This window comes from Escherichia sp. KTE114 (assembly GCF_000407765.1).
GTDB lineage: Bacteria > Pseudomonadota > Gammaproteobacteria > Enterobacterales > Enterobacteriaceae > Escherichia > Escherichia ruysiae.
This window is the reverse complement of the sequence record NZ_KE136626.1, coordinates 1,343,927-1,366,216: the sequence shown is the minus strand read 5'-3', so window position 1 is coordinate 1,366,216 and position 22,290 is coordinate 1,343,927. Positions and strand designations below refer to the sequence as shown.

The following is a 22,290-nucleotide window of genomic DNA, read 5'->3' as shown; positions in this document are numbered from 1 at the left end:
CTGGGAAAGGCATTGCGATGGGTAATGGCGAGTGCCTGTGCTGAAAGTGTTATTGGTCACAACAACACTGACGCGATTGCGGATTTTCTCCGTGTGCAGGGCTTTCGATAATGCCTGATGCGATGCTGACGCATCTTATCAGACCTGCAAAGGCAAAAAAAACCTGCCATCACTGGCAGGTTTTTCACGACTAAAAAGAAAAATTAATCTTCTTTTGGACCACGGTTCGCGCGGCGACGATCGTTTTCCGTCAGGTGACGTTTACGAATACGGATAGAGGTCGGAGTAACTTCTACCAGTTCGTCATCATCGATGAACTCCAGAGCTTGTTCCAAAGTCATGCGGATAGGCGGAACCAGAACAACGGCTTCGTCAGTACCGGAAGCACGCATGTTGGTCAGTTTCTTACCGGTCAGGCAGTTTACAGTCAGGTCGTTAGAGCGGCTGTGAATACCGATAATCTGACCTTCGTAAACTTCTGCACCGTGACCGAGGAACAGCTTACCGCGATCCTGCAGACCAAACAGCGCGAACGCTACCGCTTTACCCTGGCCGTTAGAGATCAGTACGCCGTTCTGACGCTGACCCACTTCACCCGGACGTACGTCGTCGTAGTGGCTGAAGGTGGAGTACAGCAGACCCGTACCGGAAGTCATGGTCATGAACTCAGAACGGAAGCCAATCAGACCACGGCTTGGGATCACGTAGTCGAGACGTACGCGGCCTTTACCGTCTGGATTCATGTTTTTCAGCTCGCCTTTACGCTCACCCAGCGCCTGCATTACAGAACCCTGATGCTGTTCTTCAACGTCCAGAGTCACGTTTTCGAACGGCTCTTGTTTACGACCGTCGATTTCACGGAAGATAACTTTCGGACGGGATACCGCCAGTTCGAAACCTTCACGACGCATGTTCTCAATAAGAACAGACAGGTGCAGTTCGCCACGACCAGAAACGCGGAACGCATCGGCGTCTTCGGTTTCTTCTACGCGCAGCGCAACGTTGTGTACCAGTTCTTTGTTCAGACGATCCAGAATCTGACGAGACGTTACGAACTTACCTTCTTTACCGCAGAACGGAGAGGTGTTAACGCAGAAGAACATGGAAACGGTCGGCTCATCAACGGAGAGTGCCGGCAATGCTTCAACGTTTTGCGTGTCGCAAACGGTGTCAGAAATGTTCAGCTCGCCAAGGCCAGTGATCGCCACGATATCGCCAGCTTCCGCCAGATCGGTTTCGATACGCTCCAGACCGAGGTGGCCCAGCACTTTACCGACTTTCGCGTTACGGGTTTTGCCTTCGCTATCGATGATAGTAACCTGCTGGTTCGGCTTCACTTTACCGCGCTTGATGCGGCCAATGCCGATAACGCCAACATAGCTGTTGTAATCGAGCTGAGAAATCTGCATCTGGAACGGACCGTCAAGGTCAACGTCCGGCGCAGGAACGTGGTCAACAATCGCCTGGTACAGCGGGGTCATGTCTTCCGCCATATCTTCGTGATCCAGACCCGCGATGCCGTTCAGCGCAGAAGCGTAAACGATCGGGAAGTCCAGCTGCTCGTCGGTCGCGTCGAGGTTAACGAACAGGTCAAATACCTGATCCACAACCCAGTCAGGACGCGCGCCAGGGCGGTCAACTTTGTTGATAACAACAATCGGCTTCAGGCCGTAAGCAAACGCTTTTTTGGTTACGAAACGCGTTTGCGGCATCGGGCCGTCAAATGCGTCAACCACCAGCAGCACTGAGTCTACCATGGACATTACACGTTCAACTTCACCACCGAAGTCGGCGTGCCCCGGGGTATCAACGATGTTGATACGGTAATCATTCCATTTGATAGCGGTGTTTTTCGCGAGGATGGTAATCCCACGCTCTTTCTCCAAATCGTTGGAGTCCATCACGCGCTCTTGGGTTTCGGCACGAGAGTCGAACGTACCGGATTGTTGGAGCAGCTTGTCTACCAGGGTGGTTTTACCATGGTCGACGTGCGCGATGATGGCGATATTACGCAATTTTTCGATCACAACTTTGCCTCAGGCATTAGAAATAGCGCGTTATTGTACACGGATTAATCGCACTACAAAACAGGATCACAAACATCCTCCGCAAACAAGTATTGCAGAGTCCCTTTGTGATCGCTTTCACGGAGCATAAAAAGGGTTATCCAAAGGTCATTGCACCAACATGGTGCTTAATGTTTCCATTGAAGCACTATATTGGTGCAACATTCACATCACGGTGCAGCCCTTTTGCACGATGTTAAGCATGATAACGCCTTTTAGGGGCAATTTAAAAGTTGGCACAGATTTCGCTTTATCTTTTTTACGGCGACACGGCCAAAATAATTGCAGATTTCGTTACCACGACGACAATGACCAATCCAGGAGAGTTAAAGTATGTCCGCTGAACACGTACTGACGATGCTGAACGAGCACGAAGTGAAGTTTGTTGATTTGCGCTTCACCGATACCAAAGGTAAAGAACAGCACGTCACTATCCCTGCTCATCAGGTGAATGCTGAATTCTTCGAAGAAGGCAAAATGTTTGACGGCTCCTCGATTGGCGGCTGGAAAGGCATTAACGAATCCGACATGGTGCTGATGCCAGACGCATCCACCGCAGTGATTGACCCGTTCTTCGCCGACTCTACCCTGATTATCCGTTGCGACATCCTTGAACCTGGCACCCTGCAAGGCTATGACCGTGACCCGCGCTCCATCGCGAAACGCGCCGAAGATTACCTGCGCTCTACTGGCATTGCCGACACCGTACTGTTCGGGCCAGAACCAGAATTTTTCCTGTTCGATGACATCCGTTTCGGATCTTCTATCTCCGGTTCTCACGTTGCTATCGACGATATCGAAGGCGCATGGAACTCCTCCACCCAATACGAAGGTGGTAACAAAGGTCACCGTCCGGCAGTGAAAGGCGGTTACTTCCCGGTTCCGCCAGTAGACTCAGCTCAGGATATCCGTTCTGAAATGTGCCTGGTAATGGAACAGATGGGTCTGGTGGTTGAAGCACATCACCACGAAGTAGCGACCGCAGGTCAGAACGAAGTGGCAACCCGCTTCAATACCATGACCAAAAAAGCTGACGAAATTCAGATCTACAAATATGTCGTTCACAACGTGGCGCACCGCTTCGGTAAAACCGCGACCTTTATGCCAAAACCGATGTTTGGTGATAACGGCTCCGGTATGCACTGCCACATGTCGCTGTCTAAAAACGGCGTTAACCTGTTCGCAGGCGACAAATACGCGGGTCTTTCTGAGCAGGCGCTGTACTACATTGGCGGCGTAATCAAACACGCGAAAGCGATTAACGCGCTGGCAAACCCGACCACTAACTCTTACAAGCGTCTGGTTCCGGGTTACGAAGCACCGGTAATGCTGGCTTACTCTGCGCGTAACCGCTCTGCTTCTATCCGTATTCCGGTGGTTGCGTCTCCAAAAGCGCGTCGTATCGAAGTACGTTTCCCGGATCCGGCCGCTAACCCGTACCTGTGCTTTGCTGCCCTGCTGATGGCGGGTCTTGATGGTATCAAGAACAAGATCCACCCAGGCGAAGCGATGGACAAAAACCTGTATGACCTGCCGCCGGAAGAAGCGAAAGAGATCCCACAGGTTGCAGGCTCTCTGGAAGAAGCACTGAACGAACTGGATCTGGACCGCGAGTTCCTGAAAGCCGGTGGCGTGTTCACTGATGAAGCAATCGATGCGTACATCGCCCTGCGTCGCGAAGAAGATGACCGCGTGCGTATGACTCCGCATCCGGTAGAGTTTGAGCTGTACTACAGCGTCTAATAGTTGAAGTTGTACTACCCGGCGCGAACAACGCCGGGATTTAGTTGCCGTGGAAACTTTCAGCCCATCTCAGCATGGGCTTTTTTCTCCGTCATTTCTCTGATGCTTCGCGCTTTTTATCCGTAAAAAGCTATAATGCACTAAAATGGTGCAACCTGTTCAGGAGACTGCTTTATGGCAACAGGCACGCAGCCCGATGCTGGGCAGATCCTCAACTCGCTGATTAACAGTATTTTGTTAATTGATGACAATCTGGCGATACATTACGCCAACCCCGCCGCGCAACAACTGCTCGCCCAAAGCTCCCGCAAATTGTTCGGTACGCCGTTACCGGAACTGTTGAGCTACTTCTCATTAAATATCGAATTAATGCAAGAAAGTCTGGAGGCGGGGCAAGGGTTTACCGATAACGAAGTGACGCTGGTGATTGACGGGCGCTCGCATATCCTTTCTGTGACAGCTCAGCGTATGCCTGATGGCATGATCCTGCTGGAGATGGCACCAATGGATAATCAGCGCCGCTTAAGTCAGGAACAGCTACAGCACGCCCAGCAGGTGGCTGCCCGCGATTTGGTACGCGGCCTGGCACATGAGATTAAAAATCCGCTTGGCGGTTTACGTGGCGCGGCACAGCTACTCAGCAAAGCGTTGCCCGATCCATCGCTGCTGGAATATACCAAAGTAATTATCGAGCAGGCGGACAGATTACGTAATCTGGTCGACCGTCTGTTGGGGCCGCAACTGCCCGGTACGCGTGTTACCGAAAGTATTCACAAGGTGGCAGAGCGCGTAGTGGCGCTGGTATCGATGGAACTGCCGGGTAACGTGCGGTTGATTCGTGATTACGACCCCAGCCTGCCGGAACTGGCGCACGATCCGGATCAAATTGAACAGGTATTGCTGAATATTGTGCGCAATGCGTTACAGGCACTGGGACCGGAAGGCGGCGAAATTATTCTGCGTACCCGCACCGCGTTTCAACTGACCTTGCACGGCGAACGCTATCGGCTGGCAGCGCGGATCGATGTGGAAGATAACGGGCCGGGTATCCCGCCTCATTTGCAGGATACGCTGTTTTACCCGATGGTCAGCGGTCGCGAAGGCGGCACCGGGCTTGGCTTATCCATCGCCCGTAATTTGATTGATCAGCATTCAGGCAAAATTGAATTTACCAGTTGGCCAGGTCATACCGAGTTCTCGGTTTACCTGCCTATCAGGAAATAAAGGTGACGTTTATGCAACGAGGGATAGTCTGGGTAGTCGATGACGATAGTTCCATCCGTTGGGTGCTTGAACGTGCGCTCGCTGGGGCGGGTTTAACTTGTACGACGTTTGAGAACGGCGCGGAGGTGCTGGAGGCGCTGGCGAGCAAAACGCCGGATGTGCTGCTTTCAGATATCCGTATGCCCGGAATGGACGGGCTGGCGCTGCTCAAACAGATTAAACAGCGCCATCCGATGCTTCCGGTCATCATTATGACCGCGCACTCGGATCTGGATGCCGCCGTTAGCGCCTATCAACAAGGGGCGTTTGATTATCTGCCCAAACCGTTTGATATCGACGAAGCCGTGGCGCTGGTTGAGCGCGCCATCAGCCATTATCAGGAACAGCAGCAGCCGCGTAATGTTCAGCTTAACGGCCCAACGACCGATATCATCGGCGAAGCGCCAGCCATGCAGGACGTGTTCCGTATTATCGGTCGGCTCTCGCGCTCTTCTATTAGCGTGTTGATCAATGGCGAGTCCGGCACCGGTAAAGAGCTGGTCGCTCATGCCCTGCATCGCCACAGCCCGCGAGCCAAAGCGCCGTTTATCGCGCTGAATATGGCGGCTATCCCAAAAGACTTGATCGAATCAGAACTGTTTGGTCACGAGAAAGGCGCGTTTACCGGTGCCAATACCGTTCGTCAGGGCCGTTTTGAACAGGCCGATGGCGGCACGTTATTCCTTGATGAAATTGGCGATATGCCGCTGGATGTGCAGACACGGTTACTGCGCGTGCTGGCAGACGGTCAGTTTTACCGCGTTGGCGGCTATGCGCCGGTGAAAGTGGATGTGCGTATTATCGCTGCGACCCACCAGAACCTGGAACTGCGCGTGCAGGAAGGCAAGTTCCGCGAGGATCTGTTCCACCGCCTGAACGTTATCCGCGTTCATCTGCCGCCACTGCGCGAGCGTCGGGAAGATATTCCCCGCCTGGCGCGCCATTTTTTACAGGTTGCCGCGCGCGAATTGGGCGTAGAAGCGAAGTTGCTGCATCCGGAAACCGAAGCCGCCCTGACGCGTCTGGCGTGGCCGGGGAACGTGCGCCAACTGGAAAACACCTGCCGCTGGTTAACGGTGATGGCCGCCGGACAGGAAGTGTTGATTCAGGATTTGCCAAGCGAACTGTTTGAATCAACCGTACCGGAAAGTCCTTCCACTATGCAACCGGACAGTTGGGCAACATTGTTAGCACAGTGGGCAGATCGGGCGCTGCGTTCCGGTCATCAAAACCTGCTTTCTGAAGCGCAGCCAGAGCTGGAGCGGACGTTACTAACTACTGCTTTGCGACATACGCAGGGGCATAAACAGGAAGCAGCGCGACTGCTTGGTTGGGGACGTAACACCCTGACACGTAAGTTAAAAGAGTTGGGGATGGAGTGATTCACGGCTGGTGTGTAAAGATTGATTATTGAGCGCAAATTGCTGTTATTTTGCACTTTACTGTTCCGATAAGTTCAGTATGATCTTGCCCGGAAAACGGGGGAAGTCATTATGCTGGAATCAATAATTAATCTGGTATCGAGTGGCGCAGTTGATAGCCACACACCGCAAACTGCCGTTGCGGCCATCCTGTGTGTCGCGATGATTGGGCTGTTTAGCTGAAGCTCGTGGTTTATGCCGGATGCGGCCTACAAAAGCAATAATTTCAACAGGTTTTGTAGGCCTGATAAGCGTAGCGCATCAGGCAACCTTGTTCTCAGCACATTGATGGCGCTTTCGTTTTCTAACTTGTAAACGAAGCGCCATTCACTATTTAAATCACCCGTGAGAACTGCTGCATCCGCGCTTTCTGGCGCAGATAAGTATCGAAGCACATGCAAATGTTGCGGATCAGCAAGCGGCCTTTCGCCGTCACCTGAATCCCCTTCTCATTGACATCCACCAGCCCATCTTTTGCTAACGGGGCGAGAAGCTTGAGATCTTCCGCAAAGTAATCAGCGAAGTGCAAATCCCACTGTTGCTCAATGGGGGCGTAATCCAGACGGAAATTGCAGATAAGCGACTTAATCACATCGCGGCGAATACAGTCATCGCGCGTTAACGCAATACCGCGCCACAGCGCATTGCCTTGTTCATCCACCTGCTGATAGTACTGCTTCAACTCTTTCTGGTTTTGCGCGTAGCAGTCGCCAATCATGCTGATGGCTGAAACGCCCATCCCCAGCAGGTCGGTATCCCCCTGAGTGGTGTAGCCCTGGAAGTTACGATGCAGCACGCCTTCACGCTGAGCCACAGCCAGCTCGTCATCCGGGCGGGCAAAGTGATCCATACCAATAAACTGATAGCCCGATTGCGTCAGGAAGGCGATGGTTTCTTGCAGAATATCGAGTTTCTGCTGCGGACTCGGCAGGTCAGCATCTTTGATTTTACGCTGAGCAGCAAAAATGGTCGGCAGATGTGCGTAGTTAAAGACACTCAGACGATCGGGGTTAAGTTCCGCTACGCGTTTCAGGGTAAAAGCGAAACTCTCCGGCGTCTGTTTCGGCAGGCCGTAAATCAGGTCAATGTTGGTGGAGGTAAAGCCAATCTCACGCGCATGGTTAAGCAGCGCAAAGATGAACTCTTCATCCTGCTCACGGTTAACCAGACGCTGCACTTCTTTGTTGAAGTCCTGCACGCCCATGCTCAGACGGTTAAAACCTTCGGCACGTAAATGATCGAGTACATCCAGTTCGATTTCACGCGGATCGACTTCGATCGAGATTTCCGCGTCGGCATTGAACTGGAAGTTTTCCCGCAGCAGCTTCATCAGGCGGCTGATTTGCGTTTTATTCAGATACGTCGGCGTACCACCGCCCCAGTGCAACTGACTAACGTGACGCCCGGCAAACAGCGGTGCACGATGGACGATTTCTTGCTCCAGCGCGTCCAGGTATTGGTCAGCCTTGTGCTGCTGGCGTGTGACAATCTTATTGCAACCGCAGAAGTAACAAAGCTTATGGCAGAACGGGATATGTACGTAGAGAGATAATGGACGCTCAGGATAGCGCGCCACGGCTTGTAAAAACGCCTGTTCGCCAAAGTTTTCTGAAAACTCCAGCGCGGTCGGGTACGAAGTGTATCGTGGCCCGGAATAGTTATATTTCTGGATCAGGGCCAGATCCCAGTCGATTTGCTGTACAGACATGCTCACTCCTTCCGATGGCGTCTCTGGCGGCTACGGCGTACCGACGGATGCCCGGTTCGGGTCATCAGCCGGTTGCGCAGCCACTTTTGTCGCCGCGACAACCGTTGTAGTTTAACGAATAACCACACCAGATAACATATAACCGGAAGGGTTATCAGCAGAACGGGAAGGCCCACGGTGGCAATCCGTTAGTTGCCCCGCAGCAGACGCATCATGTCTTCTTGCTTCTCGTCTTCTTCCTCTTCTTCATCGTCGTCATAAGAGAGGCCGAGTTTCTGCATCAGCTCATCAATACGATCCAGTTTGGCATCAACCCAGGATTGCTCTTCGGCGCTCAGGGTTTCGCCTGCTTCCAGACGTTCCAGCAGCGCATCCAGACGCTCATCCGTTTCCAGTAACTCCAACTCCGCCTGCGGTGAAAGCATAGGTTTCTCACTCTTCGGTTTGTGCTGTTTGGTGACTTTTTCAGTCACGCCCAATGGAATAGGGGTTTTACTGCCAATACGTGGATCTTTCGGTGCGTTCTGGCCTTTGTTGCCTGATGTAGTGTTACCGCCCGCTGCGCGACTGCCCGGCGCATGACCACGGCGTTTTTTCTGGCGCTTGCGGTCACGAGCTTCCTGATCCAGCTCCTCGCGTGTTTTTCGACGCGCTTTTGCGTGACCTTTGCTGCGTGAGTTTGAAGATGATGGTTTCATAATGGTTCGTCTTTTTGCCGTTTTATTCAGTATAGATTTGCGGCGGAATCTAACAGAAAGCAAGCAAAGAAAAAAGGCGACAGATTACTCTGTCGCCTTTTTTCCTGACTCATAACCCTTAACGGGTCTTACAATCCTTGCAGGCCGCCAACACACCCTGTTTTTCCATTAGCCAGAACATTCCGTGTTGATTCCATTTCCGTTTAATTACGTCTCCGGACGTTTGTCTTCCTGACAATCCTCTGTCTTCGCCTCCTGGCGCTCCTGACCCTCATCCTGAGTCATCTTCCTGTTAGCGTCCTCGCTCTATGGGTGCTACTTTACGCTTCTGCGCTAAACAAACAATAAACTATCATCAGTATTTTCTCATTTTCAGATTATTGTATAAAACTAATCACATGATTTATTTGACCTATTTGACATGCATCGCAGAATTTTCTCTTCGATTTCGCATAAAGATGATCGGCAATGTCTCACAAAGCATGTGGCTTTTACTTACACCATGTCCCCCGAAAAATCCGTCTTTTATTGTGGTTCAGGTATAATCGCTGAAAAGCTTTGACTGACGGAGACGACCGCTTTGACTAATTTGAATTATCAACAGACGCATTTTGTGATGAGTGCGCCTGATATTCGCCACTTACCTTCCGATACCGGGATCGAAGTGGCTTTTGCAGGCCGTTCCAACGCAGGTAAATCCAGCGCGCTGAACACGCTGACTAACCAGAAAAGCCTGGCTCGTACCTCGAAAACGCCAGGGCGCACCCAGCTTATCAACCTGTTTGAAGTGGCTGATGGCAAGCGTCTGGTTGACTTGCCTGGCTACGGTTATGCGGAAGTCCCGGAAGAGATGAAGCGCAAATGGCAGCGCGCGCTCGGCGAATACCTCGAAAAACGTCAGAGCCTGCAAGGTCTGGTGGTACTGATGGATATTCGCCATCCGCTGAAAGATCTCGATCAGCAGATGATTGAGTGGGCGGTGGACAGCAATATCGCCGTGTTGGTGCTACTGACCAAAGCGGACAAACTGGCGAGCGGTGCACGTAAAGCGCAATTGAATATGGTGCGTGAAGCGGTGCTGGCATTTAATGGTGATGTACAGGTAGAGACCTTCTCTTCGCTGAAGAAACAAGGTGTGGATAAGCTGCGTCAGAAGCTGGATACCTGGTTTAGCGAAATGCAGCCCGTCGAAGAGAATCAGGACGGCGAATAATTTTCTTTCCCCGGTGCCGGATGCAGCTTAAATGCTTTGTCTGGCCGGGGTCTTCAAAATATTGCGACTCACGCCGTGAATCTGATAAGCGTTATGCATCAGGCAATTCAGATCTTTTCTCTCGCCCAATAAAAAACGCCCCAGTCATTACTGACTGGGGCGGCTAAAAAATTCAGCCAAATCCGATTACGTGAAGTAAAAGGTCTGAAAGATAGAACATCTTACCTCTGTACCCTACGCGAATAACTTTACTCTTTTTTGTTCAGTTCAGAAAGCATTTTTTGTAATTTTTTTTCAGTTGTTGCATAGGAATTTCTAATAGCCATCACAAAACGTGACAGCTTATGTTGCTTACTTACGAAAAAAGGGCATATTCAGGCGAATCTTAGTGCGCCTGATCCCAGTTTTCACCGCTTCCGACTTCCACCAGCAACGGCACATCCAGACAGGTACAGTTTTCCATCAATTGATGGATTTTCTTTGATACCACATCGAGATCATCTTTATGAACTTCAAATACCAGTTCATCGTGTACCTGCATGATCATACGAACGCGCGGTTGCTCGGCCTGTAACCATGCATCTACGGCAATCATCGCCCGTTTGATGATGTCGGCTGCGGTTCCCTGCATCGGTGCGTTAATTGCTGCACGTTCAGCCGCAGCACGACGCGCACCGTTGCTGGACTTGATATCCGGCAAATATAGACGGCGTCCGTCCAGCGTTTCAACGTAGCCCTGCTCTTTCGCCTGTGTGCGGGTACGTTCCATATACTCCAGCACGCCCGGATAGCGTTCGAAGTAAAGATCCATGTACTTCTGCGCTTCTTTGCGCGGAATGTTTAACTGGCGCGCCAGGCCGAAAGCACTCATGCCGTAAATCAGACCAAAGTTGATTGCTTTCGCGCTGCGGCGTTGCTCGCTGGTGACGGTTTCTAGCGGCAAACCAAACACTTCTGCGGCCGTTGCCCGGTGAATATCTTTTCCTTCCGCGAATGCGGTCAGCAGGCCTTTATCTCGCGAGAGATGCGCCATAATGCGCAGTTCAATCTGCGAGTAGTCCGCCGAGACAATCACATAATCCTCTGGCGCAATAAACGCCTGGCGGATACGGCGACCTTCTTCGTTACGCACCGGAATGTTTTGCAGGTTAGGATCGGTTGACGATAAACGTCCCGTTGCGGTTACTGCCTGGTGATAAGAAGTATGTACGCGCCCGGTTTTCGGGTTAATCATCAACGGTAGTTTGTCGGTATAGGTTGATTTCAGCTTCGCCAGACCACGATACTCCAGAATCACCTTCGGTAACGGATAGTCCAGCGCCAGCTCTTCCAGCACCTCTTCCGACGTTGACGGCGCACCACCCGGCGTTTTCTTCAGCGGTTTAATGCCCTGTTTTTCAAAAAGAATAGTTTGCAACTGTTTGGTCGAAGAAAGATTAAATTCTTCACCTGCAATTTCATGCGCTTTCTTTTCCAGCTCCGCCAGACGTAGAGTGAGCTCTTCAGAATGATTATGCAGAACTTTCGGATCGATCTTCACACCGTTACGTTCAATGCGTGAAAGCACCGGCACAAGCGGCATTTCGATATTCTCGAAGACGTTCAACGGCCCTTTGTGTTTCTGCAGATCCGGCCACATTTTCAGATGCAATTGTAAGGTGACGTCTGCATCTTCGGCGGCGTAGCGACCGGCCTCTTCCAGAGCAATCTGGTTAAAGGTCAGTTGATTTTTGCCTTTACCGGCAATCTCTTCAAAAGTGATGGTTTTGTGCTTCAACCAACGTTCCGCGAGGCTGTCCATATCATGACGCCCGGCAACGCTATTGAGAATGTAGGACTCGAGCATGGTATCAAACGCAATCCCACGCAACTCAATGCCGTAGTTCGCCAGAATACCGCGATCGTATTTCAGGTTTTGCCCGACCTTCAGCGCCTTTTCATCTTCCAGTAGCGGTTTTAGCAACTCGAGTGCACGCTCGCGAGAGATTTGATCGGGCGCATCGAGATAATCATGAGCAACCGGAATATATGCCGCTATGCCTGGCTCGATAGAAAAGGAAAGCCCCACCAGGTTGGCAGAGATGTTATCGAGGCTGTCAGTTTCGGTATCAAATGCAAACACCGGCGCTTTTTCCAGCTTCGTAATCCATTCTTTCAGCGTATCTTCATCAAGGATAGTGACGTAGTTATCGTAAGAAATCGCCGTTGCCGTCACTTCTGGCATTTCGTCGACAACAAGCGTTTCCTGTGGCTTCGCGGCAGGTTTAGCCCCTTTGGCCTGTAACCATTTGCCCGCCTCTACATCAGCAGTCCAGCGTTTGAACTCATACTTTTTGAACAGCCCCAACAACTCTTCAGCTGCCGGTTGCTGCACTTCCAGTTGTTCACAGGTCAGCTCCAGTTCAACGTCGGTTTTAATCGTCGCCAGCTGGTAAGAGAGATAAGCCACTTCTTTGTTTTGCTCGAGCTTGGCTGCCATTGTTTTCGCGCCACGGAAGCTTAGGCCAGCAATTTTTTCCGGCTCGGCATACAGCGTATCCAGCCCGCCAAGACCCTGCAGCAGTGCCTGCGCGGTTTTTTCACCCACGCCCGGTACGCCAGGAATGTTATCGGAGGAGTCACCCATCAGCGCCAGGAAGTCGATGATCAGTTCTGGCGGTACGCCGTACTTATTCACCACCTCTTCCGGGCCGAGGATGGTGTTCGTCATGGTATTGATAAGCGTAATATTTGGCGTCACCAGCTGCGCCATATCTTTGTCGCCAGTGCTGATCAACACCGGACGCCCGGCTTTTTCGGCTTCGCGCGCCAGTGTACCGATAACGTCGTCCGCTTCTACGCCAGAAACCGCCAGCAGCGGCAGTCCCATCGCCTTGACCATTGCGTGCAGGGGTTCGATTTGCGCTCGCAAATCGTCCGGCATTGGCGGGCGATGTGATTTGTAATGTTCAAACAGTTCATCACGAAAGGTTTTTCCCTTGGCGTCAAAGACCACCGCTGCATGTGTCGGTTTATATTGCATGATTAGACTACGCAGCATGTTGAGGACACCGTACATCGCACCGGTCGGCTCGCCTGCGCTGTTGGTCAGCGGCGGAAACGCGTGATATGCGCGATAAAGATAAGATGAACCATCTACAAGGATAAGTGGATTTTGGGGGATCTGAACCATAATGTCCGTGCCTGTTTATCAGATTATGGGTAAAGGATGCCACAGACAGGATGAAAACATGAGTTTTTCACCGCTTTTCGTGAAAATCTTTTGTAGATCTTCTGGATCGCTCGCAAATCGTCATGTGGATAACTTTGTGCATAAATTATTTACATCGCTTTTAATTTATTATCATGCTTTTTACAGCATGATGTTTATCTTTGTTTTTCATGCAGTTAAAAATAAATCCATCCCTAATAATTGAGATAATAGGATTTCTTCTAATGTGGATAGATATAAATTATTTTTCTACTTCAGGATCATCCGTTATTTGGGGCGTTTTCTGCTAAAATCTGCGCCTTGCGCTTCTTTCGCGCACTGTCTATGGCTAACTTTTTGAATAAATTAATTATGACGAGAATACTCGCTACGATAACCCTTTTGCTGAGTATCGTATTGACCATTTTGGTTACCATTTTTTGTTCCGTCCCGATCATCATTGCCGGGATCGTAAAACTATTGTTACCTGTGCCAATGATATGGCGAAAAGTTTCACGTTTTTGTGATTTTATGATGTATTGCTGGTGCGAAGGACTGGCGCTATTACTACACCTTAATCCACATTTGCGATGGGAAGTTCACGGGCTGGAAGGGTTAAGTAAAAAGAACTGGTATCTGCTTATTTGTAATCACCATAGCTGGGCAGATATTGTCGTACTGTGTGTGCTGTTTCGTAAGCACATTCCGATGAATAAATATTTCCTCAAACAGCAACTGGCCTGGGTGCCTTTTCTTGGCCTGGCGTGTTGGGCGCTGGATATGCCGTTTATGAAGCGTTATTCGCGCGCTTATTTGTTACGTCATCCGGAGCGACGCGGTAAAGATGTAGAAACCACTCGTCGTTCCTGCGAAAAATTTCGCCTGCATCCCACCACTATTGTGAATTTTGTTGAGGGTTCCCGCTTCACTGAAGAGAAACACCAGCAAACCCACTCAACATTTCAAAATCTTCTGCCGCCAAAAGCTGCCGGTATTGCGATGGCGCTGAATGTACTGGGTAAACAATTCGATAAATTGCTCAACGTTACGCTGTGTTACCCGGATAATCACCGTCAACCATTCTTCGATATGCTAAGTGGCAAACTGACCAGAATTGTCGTGCATGTGGATTTACAACCTATTGCTGAAGAATTGCATGGCGACTATATCAATGACAAAAGCTTTAAACGCCATTTTCAGCAATGGCTGAACTCACTGTGGCATGAAAAAGACAGGCTTCTGACGTCATTGATGTCATCGCAGCGCCAGAATAAGTAGCTTTTCTCGCCTCTGAATTAGCAGAGGCGAGATATTATATTAATGTGCAAAACGTCCGGCACGAGACATAAATTCTTCTTCGCTCATCTCCTGCCCGTTAAAAACAACTTTACCCGGTGTATAACGCAACTGTAGCGAGGCGGTATTGTTGTCAATCGTGATTAACTGAAACATCTGACCTAATGTCATCATCCCGCTGATTTGTTTATCCGCCCGCTTCTGGGCTTTTTCAGCATCCATACCTTCAGATAAATTAAGTTGTTTTGCTGTTTCTGTAACAACATTAAGCGGTAAAGCCACGTTTAAATTGAACGATTTGATATCTTTGTTTATGGATGATGAAGATTTGGCTGGATCATCAATACTAAGATCCAGATTGGCGTTTAGTTCTCCGAGAGTATTTCTCCAGCTAACCGGTAATTTAATAACTGGCTCACTTTTTTGTAATAACGGTAAATACTCTTTGAACAATGCAGCATTCACTTCTTGCAGAGCAGCTTCATCGTTTGCTAACTCAGGGTGTGCAGCAAGCTGCTTCCGCATCGCAATGTTATACTGGATGATAAATTGACGCACCGCTAAGGGATCAATAGATTCAGCAATCAATGACCACTCACCACTACCGAGTTGCTGATTCCCTTTTGTTAACTTATCAAGTTCGTAGGTCAGATTGACATTGATATAATCTTTATCTTTTACGCGATCTAGCCTGGTTTTTGCAACGAAATTATCGAGTTGGGCAACGTCTTCACCGCGATTGATAATGTTAATCTGATTAAATTTTGACTCGCTTTCACCAACCGGAAATTTCTTTTCTTCTAATCGCGTCAGAGAATTAATGGTAAAACTCTTCGCCGTTACTTTGCTCATTGGCGATAATTTCAGGACAATATCTTCGACCTTGCCTTCAATATCCAGGTTAGACAATGAACTATCATCACCATTAAAAGTAAACTGGCCTTCACCAAAGGAAAACTCTCCATACTCTGCAGGGGCAACATCTAATGTCGTGGAGAATGAGCCACCAAACGCGAATCGCAATTTCGCTTCAACGGGCGATTTATTTTTCGCGGCGGTAAATAGCGGTTGTGTCAGTTCATTATTCACTAAGTTCACTTTTGCCGCTGCCAGTGCGGGGATGACATTACCACGCATTAACATTGTGATGGGTAACGGACCGTGCTCAACATCCACATCAAATGCAACGTTCTGGCCTGACTTGATATTGAAATCGGGTGCGCCGTTATCAAATGTAAGTTGCATTTCAAAACGGGAATTAAAAAAGCCTTTTTCAAAGTTTTTATAACTTAATGTCATATCGTAGGCATGTTCACCTTTCTTTTTAGCATCGTTAAAATCTTTAATAAACTTTTCGACACCAGGCTGAATTTGCGTACCTGTGTACCATGTGCCACCACCCCAGATAACGGTTAACGCAACAATGACACCTGTAACTGACTTACGTATCATATAAATATTCCCTGATAAAACAGCAAAACTTTGAATATCCACTTATGCTGAAATAATGTCCAGTAACAGGGTGCATTATCAGAATGTATTTATATTTATTAAATAATAAAAAAAGCCCGTGAATATTCACGGGCCTTATGTAATTTACAATGAATTATTTTTTCTCAGACAGATATTTCACTGTATCAGCATACTGCTGAACAAAAACATCCATATTGCTGGTATCCATACCCTGCGGGTTCAGCTGATATTTGCCGTTAACAAACATCGCCGGAACGCCACGCAATTGCACGTCAGCTGCGGCTTTTTCCTGCTGAGCGACCAGAGACTTCACCACAAAGCTGTTCCACGCCGCGTCGTACTCTTCACCTTTAATACCTGCGTTGATGAATACATCGCGAATATCAGATGCAGAACGAATGGTCTGGGTTTTCTGTACGCCTTCAAACAGCGGAACCGTGACTTTGTCTTCCACGCCCAGCGCCATCGCCACTGCCCATGCCTGAGTCAGTTCTTTGCCCAGATCCCCACCCATGAAGTTGACGTGGTATTTAGTCATCTTCACGCCTTCCGGCAGTTTTGTCTTCACGTTATCAGAAATATGCAGAACTTCTTCAAACTGATAGCAGTGCGGACAGAAGAAAGAGAAAAACTCCAGCACTTGCGGCGCGCCAGCAACCGGTTTTTCCAGGGTGGTGTACTGCTTACCATCTTCATACTGCGCCGCCGATGCGCTAAACGCTAAAACTAAACCAGCCAGCGCCAGCCAAATCTTTTTCATGATCTACTCTCTCCGATTAATACATAGGTGTTAATTGCAAAGGGGGTTCTTGTAGAACTTTTGCCTGTTCTATAAAAGTCGCCGTCTGTCGCAGCCAGTAATCTTCCCCGGTTAACCACGGGAAATTTTTCGGGAACGCGGGGTCAGCCCAACGCCGCATTAGCCAGGCAAGATAATAAACCAAACGCATGGCGCGTAAAGGTTCAATCAGTCCGATTTCAGCGGTGTCGAACTCGCTAAATTCTTCATAAGCTTCAATAATAGTTTCCAGTTGCATTCGCTGCTCGGCTTTATCACCATTCAGCAACATCCACAAATCCTGAATAGCCGGACCATTACGTGCATCATCCAGATCGACAAACATCGGACCATCGCGCCAGAGGATGTTCCCGGCATGGCAGTCACCATGTAGCCGCAGAACGGTGAAATCTTCCCGCCAGTGCGCTGTAACGGCGGTGATCAGCTCATCTGTCGCTTTCAGGAATGCCGCTTTCAACCCGGAAGGTATCAGCGTAGCGTCCTCAAACAGTTTACGTGGCTCAATGAAATATTCATTCAGGCCGATGGTCGGGCGATGGATAAAAAGCTGTTTGCGCCCCATCTGGTGCATACGCCCCAGATAACGACCAACCGCTTCCATCTGATCGATATTATCAGCTTCGAACTGGCGACCACCGACGCTTGGGAAAACGGCGAAATAAAATCCCTGATGATTCAATAAAGTCTGGCCATTGAACACCACTGGCGCTGCGACCGGCACTTCATCGTTTACCAACTGCAATGCAAATTGATGTTCTTCGAGGATTTGATCGGCTGTCCAGCGTTCAGGGCGGTAAAATTTGACGACAAAACGTCGACGATCTTCGTCCTGAAATTGATAGACACGGTTTTCATAGCTGTTAAGCGGGGTAAGCCCGGAATCCACCCGGATCCCTTGCTCAAACAGAGCGTCCATGATGGTATCCGGGTGTAGTGTCTGGAAAGTAAAAGCGTTGTTGTTCATCCCATCATCCGGAAAACATTACGAATGATGAAGGATATCATTTCACGATGATTTTGGTCGCGCCGCTTACAAGCTTTTACTCTTTAATTACGCCGCGTGCGCGTAATAGCGCCGTTTTGAAGTCTTCTTCATAATCTTTCTGCAAACCTGGGATCACCGCATCTTTCGCGGAATCACGCATTTTCAAATGATAGATCAGAATGTCATCCGTCAAATCCGCCAGTTCGCCGTCAAAACCTGACTCTTTCGCCAGTTTCTGCAAAAATTGCAGCAGGTTAAGATCTGGCTCTTTTTGCCAGGCTGGCTGGAGGAGTTCAATAACTTCATTCAGACGTTTACATTTCATAGTGATGCTCCTTACTCTTGAGACAGACACGTTAGCAGGGTCAATCCCACAATAAAAGAGGCGATATCGGTGAATCTGATGACGATGATAACAGGCGTTGTGCTGGCAGGAGGTAAAGCCAGACGAATGGGCGGCGTAGATAAAGGATTGCTTGAATTAAATGGCAAACCGCTGTGGCAACATGTCGCTGACGCGCTTATGACGCAGCTGTCTCACGTCGTGGTTAATGCCAATCGCCATCAGGAAATCTATCAGGCAACCGGTCTGAAAGTGATAGCGGATTCTCTGGCGGATTACCCTGGGCCACTGGCGGGAATGCTTTCAGTAATGCAGCAGGAAAAAGGCGAGTGGTTTCTGTTTTGTCCGTGCGATACACCCTATATTCCCCAGGATTTAGTCTCCCGACTTAACCATCAGCGCAAAGATGCGCCTGTCGTATGGGTTCATGACGGCGAACGCGATCACCCGACTATAGCCCTGGTAAACCGCGCTATTGAGCCATTATTGCAGAAATACCTGCTGTCCGGAGAGCGCCGGGTGATGGCTTTTATGAATCTTGCTGGCGGTCACGCGGTTGATTTCAGCGATCGCAAAGAGGCATTTATAAACGTGAATACGCCAGAGGAGCTTGCCCGATGGCAGGAAAAACGATGATACCGTTACTCGCCTTTGCTGCGTGGAGTGGCACCGGAAAAACTACGCTGCTGAAAAAACTGATCCCGGCATTATGCGCCAGGGGGATCCGTCCGGGGCTGATTAAGCATACGCATCATGATATGGATGTTGATAAGCCAGGCAAAGATAGCTATGAGCTGCGCAAGGCTGGCGCGGCGCAAACCATCGTTGCCAGCCAGCAACGATGGGCTTTGATGACGGAAACGCCAGACAAAGAAGAACTGGATCTACATTTCCTCGCAAGCCGAATGGATACCTCAAAGCTGGATTTGATTCTGGTCGAAGGGTTCAAGCATGAAGAGATCGCGAAGATTGTGCTATTTCGCGATGGAGCCGGACATCGACCAGAAGAGTTAGTGATAGACAGGCATGTCATTGCTGTAGCCAGCGATGTACCGCTTAATGTTGATGTCGCGTTACTGAATATTAATGATGTTGAGGGGCTGGTTGATTTTGTGGTGGAGTGGATGCAAAAGCAGGACGGATGAGCAAGTGTAGGCTGGATAAGACGCGCCAGCGTCGCATCCGGCATTCTTTCTGCAGCAACGCAAAAAGGCCATCCTTCCGGATGGCCTTTCGCTTTATCTGATGCCTGGCAGTTCCCTACTCTCGCATGGGGAGACCCCACACTACCATCGGCGCTACGGCGTTTCACTTCTGAGTTCGGCATGGGGTCAGGTGGGACCACCGCGCTACGGCCGCCAGGCAAATTCTGTTTTATCAACACGTCCTCTTCTGACCTGTCGATTTAATCTGTATCAGGCTGAAAATCTTCTCTCAATCCGCCAAAACACCTTCGGCGTTGTAAGGTTAAGCCTCACGGTTCATTAGTACCGGTTAGCTCAACGCATCGCTGCGCTTACACACCCGGCCTATCAACGTCGTCGTCTTCAACGTTCCTTCAGGACTCTCAAGGAGTCAGGGAGAACTCATCTCGGGGCAAGTTTCGTGCTTAGATGCTTTCAGCACTTATCTCTTCCGCATTTAGCTACCGGGCAGTGCCATTGGCATGACAACCCGAACACCAGTGATGCGTCCACTCCGGTCCTCTCGTACTAGGAGCAGCCCCCCTCAGTTCTCCAGCGCCCACGGCAGATAGGGACCGAACTGTCTCACGACGTTCTAAACCCAGCTCGCGTACCACTTTAAATGGCGAACAGCCATACCCTTGGGACCTACTTCAGCCCCAGGATGTGATGAGCCGACATCGAGGTGCCAAACACCGCCGTCGATATGAACTCTTGGGCGGTATCAGCCTGTTATCCCCGGAGTACCTTTTATCCGTTGAGCGATGGCCCTTCCATTCAGAACCACCGGATCACTATGACCTGCTTTCGCACCTGCTCGCGCCGTCACGCTCGCAGTCAAGCTGGCTTATGCCATTGCACTAACCTCCTGATGTCCGACCAGGATTAGCCAACCTTCGTGCTCCTCCGTTACTCTTTAGGAGGAGACCGCCCCAGTCAAACTACCCACCAGACACTGTCCGCAACCCGGATCACGGGTCCACGTTAGAACATCAAACATTAAAGGGTGGTATTTCAAGGTCGGCTCCACGCAGACTGGCGTCCACGCTTCAAAGCCTCCCACCTATCCTACACATCAAGGCTCAATGTTCAGTGTCAAGCTATAGTAAAGGTTCACGGGGTCTTTCCGTCTTGCCGCGGGTACACTGCATCTTCACAGCGAGTTCAATTTCACTGAGTCTCGGGTGGAGACAGCCTGGCCATCATTACGCCATTCGTGCAGGTCGGAACTTACCCGACAAGGAATTTCGCTACCTTAGGACCGTTATAGTTACGGCCGCCGTTTACCGGGGCTTCGATCAAGAGCTTCGCCTTGCGGCTGACCCCATCAATTAACCTTCCGGCACCGGGCAGGCGTCACACCGTATACGTCCACTTTCGTGTTTGCACAGTGCTGTGTTTTTAATAAACAGTTGCAGCCAGCTGGTATCTTCGACTGATTTCAGCTCCACGAGTAAGCCGCTTCACCTACGCATCAGCGTGCCTTCTCCCGAAGTTACGGCACCATTTTGCCTAGTTCCTTCACCCGAGTTCTCTCAAGCGCCTTGGTATTCTCTACCTGACCACCTGTGTCGGTTTGGGGTACGATTTGATGTTACCTGATGCTTAGAGGCTTTTCCTGGAAGCAGGGCATTTGTTGCTTCAGCACCGTAGTGCCTCGTCATCACGCCTCAGCCTTGATTTTCCGGATTTGCCTGGAAAACCAGCCTACACGCTTAAACCGGGACAACCGTCGCCCGGCCAACATAGCCTTCTCCGTCCCCCCTTCGCAGTAACACCAAGTACAGGAATATTAACCTGTTTCCCATCGACTACGCCTTTCGGCCTCGCCTTAGGGGTCGACTCACCCTGCCCCGATTAACGTTGGACAGGAACCCTTGGTCTTCCGGCGAGCGGGCTTTTCACCCGCTTTATCGTTACTTATGTCAGCATTCGCACTTCTGATACCTCCAGCATGCCTCACAGCACACCTTCACAGGCTTACAGAACGCTCCCCTACCCAACAACACATAGTGTCGCTGCCGCAGCTTCGGTGCATGGTTTAGCCCCGTTACATCTTCCGCGCAGGCCGACTCGACCAGTGAGCTATTACGCTTTCTTTAAATGATGGCTGCTTCTAAGCCAACATCCTGGCTGTCTGGGCCTTCCCACATCGTTTCCCACTTAACCATGACTTTGGGACCTTAGCTGGCGGTCTGGGTTGTTTCCCTCTTCACGACGGACGTTAGCACCCGCCGTGTGTCTCCCGTGATAACATTCTCCGGTATTCGCAGTTTGCATCGGGTTGGTAAGTCGGGATGACCCCCTTGCCGAAACAGTGCTCTACCCCCGGAGATGAGTTCACGAGGCGCTACCTAAATAGCTTTCGGGGAGAACCAGCTATCTCCCGGTTTGATTGGCCTTTCACCCCCAGCCACAAGTCATCCGCTAATTTTTCAACATTAGTCGGTTCGGTCCTCCAGTTAGTGTTACCCAACCTTCAACCTGCCCATGGCTAGATCACCGGGTTTCGGGTCTATACCCTGCAACTTAACGCCCAGTTAAGACTCGGTTTCCCTTCGGCTCCCCTATTCGGTTAACCTTGCTACAGAATATAAGTCGCTGACCCATTATACAAAAGGTACGCAGTCACCCCATAAAGAGGCTCCCACTGCTTGCACGTACACGGTTTCAGGTTCTTTTTCACTCCCCTCGCCGGGGTTCTTTTCGCCTTTCCCTCACGGTACTGGTTCACTATCGGTCAGTCAGGAGTATTTAGCCTTGGAGGATGGTCCCCCCATATTCAGACAGGATACCACGTGTCCCGCCCTACTCATCGAGCTCACAGCATGTGCATTTTTGTGTACGGGGCTGTCACCCTGTATCGCGCGCCTTTCCAGACGCTTCCACTAACACACACACTGATTCA

General features: G+C 50.1%; 17 protein-coding genes, 1 rRNA gene, 1 pseudogene and 2 other annotated features. Of the genes and pseudogenes, 8 read left to right on the top strand and 11 right to left on the bottom strand.

Going from position 1 to position 22,290, the window contains the following annotated elements:
• Positions 1-203: 203 nt before the first annotated feature.
• Positions 204-2,027 carry a ribosome-dependent GTPase TypA gene (typA, locus tag WC5_RS14295; RefSeq protein WP_000570663.1) on the bottom strand — a complete coding sequence of 608 codons (1,824 nt, stop codon included), beginning with the start codon at positions 2,025-2,027 and terminating at the stop codon, positions 204-206.
• A gap of 372 nt (positions 2,028-2,399) precedes the next feature.
• Between typA and glnA the strand changes: the two genes are divergently transcribed.
• From glnA to WC5_RS14315, 4 genes are all read left to right on the top strand, one after another.
• Positions 2,400-3,809: a glutamate--ammonia ligase gene (glnA, locus tag WC5_RS14300; RefSeq protein ID WP_001271712.1), complete on the top strand. Its 1,410-nt coding sequence runs from the start codon at positions 2,400-2,402 to the stop codon at positions 3,807-3,809.
• Between the two features lie 174 nt (positions 3,810-3,983).
• Positions 3,984-5,033, top strand: a complete 1,050-nt coding sequence (gene glnL, locus WC5_RS14305; RefSeq protein WP_000190576.1) for a nitrogen regulation protein NR(II) — start codon at positions 3,984-3,986, stop codon at positions 5,031-5,033.
• 11 nt (positions 5,034-5,044) lie between these two features.
• Complete coding sequence (gene glnG, locus WC5_RS14310; protein WP_016231530.1) at positions 5,045-6,454, top strand: nitrogen regulation protein NR(I); 1,410 nt, start codon at positions 5,045-5,047, stop codon at positions 6,452-6,454.
• 111 nt (positions 6,455-6,565) lie between these two features.
• A complete protein-coding gene (locus tag WC5_RS14315) occupies positions 6,566-6,676 on the top strand; it encodes a YshB family small membrane protein (protein WP_000893993.1) in 111 nt (36 codons plus the stop codon).
• Positions 6,677-6,827: 151 nt separating this feature from the next.
• On the opposite strand, the gene hemN is transcribed toward WC5_RS14315, so the two are convergent.
• The 3 genes and pseudogenes from hemN to WC5_RS24770 all read right to left on the bottom strand — a co-directional run bounded on the left by hemN (position 6,828) and on the right by WC5_RS24770 (position 9,245).
• Positions 6,828-8,201, bottom strand: coding sequence for an oxygen-independent coproporphyrinogen III oxidase (gene hemN, locus WC5_RS14320; protein WP_000116119.1), 1,374 nt, complete (start codon positions 8,199-8,201; stop codon positions 6,828-6,830).
• 188 nt (positions 8,202-8,389) lie between these two features.
• Positions 8,390-8,899, bottom strand: a complete 510-nt coding sequence (gene yihI / locus WC5_RS14325; protein ID WP_010348274.1) for a Der GTPase-activating protein YihI — start codon at positions 8,897-8,899, stop codon at positions 8,390-8,392.
• Between the two features lie 118 nt (positions 8,900-9,017).
• Positions 9,018-9,245 (bottom strand): annotated as a pseudogene (locus WC5_RS24770) (hypothetical protein).
• A 234-nt stretch (positions 9,246-9,479) separates the two neighbouring features.
• Between WC5_RS24770 and yihA the strand changes: the two are divergent.
• Positions 9,480-10,112 (top strand): ribosome biogenesis GTP-binding protein YihA/YsxC, encoded by a 633-nt coding sequence (yihA, locus tag WC5_RS14330; protein ID WP_000183348.1) that lies wholly within the window; start codon positions 9,480-9,482, stop codon positions 10,110-10,112.
• 172 nt (positions 10,113-10,284) lie between these two features.
• Here the strand turns inward: yihA and spfP are convergent, their stop codons facing one another.
• A complete protein-coding gene (gene spfP, locus WC5_RS26130; protein ID WP_071892919.1) occupies positions 10,285-10,332 on the bottom strand; it encodes a small protein SpfP in 48 nt (15 codons plus the stop codon).
• A 165-nt stretch (positions 10,333-10,497) separates the two neighbouring features.
• Positions 10,498-13,284, bottom strand: a complete 2,787-nt coding sequence (gene polA / locus WC5_RS14335; RefSeq protein ID WP_000249999.1) for a DNA polymerase I — start codon at positions 13,282-13,284, stop codon at positions 10,498-10,500.
• A gap of 363 nt (positions 13,285-13,647) precedes the next feature.
• Here polA and yihG point away from each other — a divergent pair, with 363 nt between their 5' ends.
• Positions 13,648-14,580 carry a 1-acylglycerol-3-phosphate O-acyltransferase YihG gene (gene yihG / locus WC5_RS14340; protein ID WP_010350928.1) on the top strand — a complete coding sequence of 311 codons (933 nt, stop codon included), beginning with the start codon at positions 13,648-13,650 and terminating at the stop codon, positions 14,578-14,580.
• Positions 14,581-14,619: 39 nt separating this feature from the next.
• Here the strand turns inward: yihG and WC5_RS14345 are convergent, their stop codons facing one another.
• The 4 genes from WC5_RS14345 to WC5_RS14360 all read right to left on the bottom strand — a co-directional run bounded on the left by WC5_RS14345 (position 14,620) and on the right by WC5_RS14360 (position 18,180).
• Entirely contained in the window at positions 14,620-16,050 is a 1,431-nt protein-coding gene (locus WC5_RS14345; protein WP_010350926.1) for a DUF945 family protein, read from the bottom strand.
• A gap of 154 nt (positions 16,051-16,204) precedes the next feature.
• On the bottom strand, positions 16,205-16,831 hold the full coding sequence (gene dsbA / locus WC5_RS14350; protein WP_000725351.1) for a thiol:disulfide interchange protein DsbA: 627 nt from the start codon (positions 16,829-16,831) through the stop codon (positions 16,205-16,207).
• Positions 16,832-16,847: 16 nt separating this feature from the next.
• On the bottom strand, positions 16,848-17,834 hold the full coding sequence (gene srkA / locus WC5_RS14355; RefSeq protein ID WP_001062016.1) for a stress response kinase SrkA: 987 nt from the start codon (positions 17,832-17,834) through the stop codon (positions 16,848-16,850).
• A gap of 76 nt (positions 17,835-17,910) precedes the next feature.
• Positions 17,911-18,180, bottom strand: a complete 270-nt coding sequence (locus WC5_RS14360; protein ID WP_001295263.1) for a YihD family protein — start codon at positions 18,178-18,180, stop codon at positions 17,911-17,913.
• Between the two features lie 69 nt (positions 18,181-18,249).
• On the opposite strand from WC5_RS14360, the gene mobA reads away from it, so the two are divergent.
• Both mobA and mobB read left to right on the top strand, forming a co-directional pair.
• A complete protein-coding gene (gene mobA, locus WC5_RS14365) occupies positions 18,250-18,834 on the top strand; it encodes a molybdenum cofactor guanylyltransferase MobA (RefSeq protein WP_001052148.1) in 585 nt (194 codons plus the stop codon).
• The gene (gene mobB, locus WC5_RS14370) at positions 18,816-19,343 is read left to right on the top strand and encodes a molybdopterin-guanine dinucleotide biosynthesis protein MobB (RefSeq protein WP_000907629.1); all 528 of its coding nucleotides are present in this window, start codon (positions 18,816-18,818) and stop codon (positions 19,341-19,343) included. The genes mobA and mobB overlap by 19 nt, the downstream gene beginning before the upstream one ends.
• 102 nt (positions 19,344-19,445) lie before the next feature.
• Here the strand turns inward: mobB and rrf are convergent.
• Positions 19,446-19,561 (bottom strand): 5S ribosomal RNA (rrf, locus tag WC5_RS14375).
• A gap of 113 nt (positions 19,562-19,674) precedes the next feature.
• Positions 19,675-22,039, bottom strand: a sequence feature (most likely nonfunctional fraction of RNA operon).
• 103 nt (positions 22,040-22,142) lie between these two features.
• Positions 22,143-22,290: a sequence feature (23S ribosomal RNA rRNA prediction is too short), on the bottom strand.